Origin of the sequence: Streptomyces sp. NPDC007162 (genome assembly GCF_040634175.1) — a bacterium.
GTDB lineage: Bacteria > Actinomycetota > Actinomycetes > Streptomycetales > Streptomycetaceae > Streptomyces.
The window spans coordinates 1-2,676 of record NZ_JBEYFC010000827.1 but is presented as its reverse complement, the minus strand read 5'-3'; the positions used below and the strand labels follow the sequence as shown (position 1 = coordinate 2,676).

Genomic DNA, 2,676 nt, shown 5'->3' with positions numbered 1-2,676 from the left:
GCCAGGGATAGATACGAGGGACGCTCCAGATAGAAGCCGTAGGACACATCCGTCCCCGCGTGCAGTTGCTCAGCAGTAACGCTCACCAGTCGGGCCAGGCGCGTGGTGTCTCGGTCCCTCTCCGATGCGAACCGGGGCGCGTACTCGGTCAGCCGTTCGCCGATCCATGCTGCCGCTTCCTTGGGCTCGTCCCAGGTACCACGAACTAGGGAACGGGGCTTGATGAGCCAGTACGCCGTTTCGATCGGCGGCAGATCGGATGTCGGGAACTCGGCCACCACTTCCCGGTAGCGCTTGAGTAGCTGCTCTGCCTTCACGTCCTCTTCGGACACTGGAGCCGGTGGAGGCTGAGGATGTGGGGGACGCCTTAGAGCCTCATTGTCGAAGCGCTCTTTCGGTCCGGTCCATAGGTAGCCGTGGTGGTGCACCAGTCGTTCCCGTTCGAGTGGTGCCAGCCGGGCCGGACCCAGGGACGGGGATGGACCGGCCCGACTGGCAGGAGGGGGGAGGATCAGACGTTCAGGCCGAAGCGCGCCGGGTCGATACCGGCCGCGCTCAGCTCCTCCGTGGTGAACCGCAGCGGCTCCGCACTCGGCCGCTTGCTGTCACCGAGCGCCCAGAGACCGTCGCCGATCTGGGCCAGGGTCACGCACCCCTCCGTGCAGGGGCCGCCGCACGCCTGGACGAATGAGGCCCCGCTGATGTCGAGCGCGTACAGGTCGGTTCCGTTCTGCATCACTGCACCTTCCTGCTCAACTAATCGCGGTCGTGGCTGACCGCCGCCGCCCACGTCGGGCGGGAGTTCAAGGGCATGGAGCACGCTTCTTCAGGTCCTGGAGCGCTGGCCGGAGCCGGTACAGCGCCAGCACTCGCAGGGAGGCCACGCGTTCGTCATCAGAGGCGGGAGGTCATCGGTAGCAAATACGGCCTGCTTGGAACCCCAGGTCTGACCCGAGTCATGCGATACCCGAAGCGTCATCAAGGGGCGCTCCGACACGAGCTGGGCGTAGGTCTTCCCGCTCATGATCAGTGCGCCCTTTCCTGGTGCTGACGCAGCTCCACGTTCGCGTCAGATACGGCGCTGTAGTCGCTCCTGGAGCGGGCGTTCTCTCTGCTGACCGAGAGGGACAGACAGTCCGAGCAGCCAGGCACGGCGGAGGGCTCGGCCGGTAGCTCGGCCAGGTGGTAGCCCTGCGGCTTCTGTGACAATGCTTCCTCCCCGGCTCATCTGGCGCGATGCAAGGACGCTAGGAGGCGACGCCCCCGGGGCTCTACGAACTTGCATGAGCTTGCACGCCAATTTGGCTGTCTGGCGGCCGTATTGACGGCGTATCCGCAGTTCAACGAAGCTGATGCAAGCCCGAGCAAGCACCGAGTCGAGGGAGCTCGATATGGCCGTAGAGTTCGTTGGGATCGACCCCGACACAGACCGGGACCACTGCCCCACCGTGTGGGCGGACGCGGAAGCTCAGGAGATCTTGTTGCAGGGGTGGAAGCCAAGCACCGAGACTCAGGCGGAGTGCGAGGCAAGCAGCCCCGCGAACGGGCCGGTGCCTGATAGTGAAGCGATCGTCAGGATTCCGGCCCGGATGATCCCGATGATCAGGGAGGCGTGTGATGCCGTCGAGCGTGCCCAGCTTCGCTGAGCTGCTTGGGCAGTGTGACCGGTCTGCCGTCCATCTGGAGCTGCGCGACTGTTACGCCCCGACGGACCGGTTCGAGGCGTGGAAGCGGGGTGAGCGAATCAACTGGGAGGACCGCGAGTCGTGGTGGCATCCCTATGACCAGTTGATCGCAGATACGGTGGCCCGGGGTGTATCCGTCCGCCGGGCTCGGATCGTCTCCGAGCCCGTATCGGAGTACATCCGCTGGGAGCACTACGTCACCCACGCCAACATCACGGCGGGCGAGGAGGTTCGGTGGCTGCCTCGGCGACAGGCCACCGACATCCCCCTGCCGGGGAATGACTTCTGGCTGTTCGACGGCGCGCTGCTCCGGGTGCACCACTTCTCTGGTGACGGCGTGGTGGTCGAGGACGAAATCACGGCTGACCCGGAGACCGTGAAGCTGTGCTCCACTGCCTTCGAAGCAGTCTGGGAGCGAGCGACCCCGCACCACCTGTACAAGATCTGACGAAAGCCAGCTCCATGCCCCCGCATCCCTCCTCAAGCGTCCAGAAGGCCCGCGAACACCTCGCCGGCCGCCTCCGTGAGATTCGGAAGGATGCCGGGATCAGCGGGCGGGAGCTGGCCGTCAGGTGTGGTTGGTCAGAGTCGAAGTCGTCCAGGATCGAGAACGCCAAGACGCCTCCCTCTGACTCGGACATCAAAGCCTGGTGCCGGGCTTGTTCCGCTGGTGATCAGGTCCCCGACTTGATCGCTGCCAACAGGCAGTCCGCCGATGCTCATGTGCAGTGGAAGCGACTCCAGCGGAGTGGTCTCCGTCGCCTGCAAGAGTCGACAGGCGATCTCTACCAACAAACAAAGACGTTCCGTGTCTACGTTTCTGACGTGATCCCTGGGTTCCTTCAGACTCCCGGCTACGCCACTGCCCTCTTGTCCTCCATCGCAGCCTTCAGGGGGACGCCGGACGACGTGAGTGATGCGGTCGCGGCCCGCATGAGGCGTAACCAGGTCCTAAGCAACGGCGCCCGGCGATTCTCATTCGTCCTGGAAG

The 2,676-nt window shown here is 64.8% G+C and carries 5 protein-coding genes; 3 read left to right on the top strand and 2 right to left on the bottom strand.

Translation table 11 applies throughout. From position 1 onward, the window contains the following. Window positions 1–428 (bottom strand): hypothetical protein (locus ABZ646_RS44545; RefSeq protein ID WP_360532919.1); only part of this gene is annotated, 428 nt, incomplete at its 3' end. 83 nt (window positions 429–511) lie between these two features. Further along, on the bottom strand, window positions 512–736 hold the full coding sequence (locus ABZ646_RS44540; RefSeq protein ID WP_360532916.1) for a DUF397 domain-containing protein: 225 nt from the start codon (window positions 734–736) through the stop codon (window positions 512–514). A gap of 655 nt (window positions 737–1,391) precedes the next feature. Between ABZ646_RS44540 and ABZ646_RS44535 the strand changes: the two genes are divergently transcribed. From ABZ646_RS44535 to ABZ646_RS44525, 3 genes are all read left to right on the top strand, one after another. Then, complete coding sequence (locus tag ABZ646_RS44535; protein ID WP_214976501.1) at window positions 1,392–1,646, top strand: hypothetical protein; 255 nt, start codon at window positions 1,392–1,394, stop codon at window positions 1,644–1,646. Beyond that, entirely contained in the window at window positions 1,618–2,133 is a 516-nt protein-coding gene (locus tag ABZ646_RS44530) for a DUF6879 family protein (protein ID WP_360532913.1), read from the top strand. The genes ABZ646_RS44535 and ABZ646_RS44530 overlap by 29 nt, the downstream gene beginning before the upstream one ends. 14 nt (window positions 2,134–2,147) lie before the next feature. Further along, the coding region (locus ABZ646_RS44525) for a Scr1 family TA system antitoxin-like transcriptional regulator (RefSeq protein ID WP_360532910.1) at window positions 2,148–2,676 on the top strand (529 nt) is incomplete at its 3' end.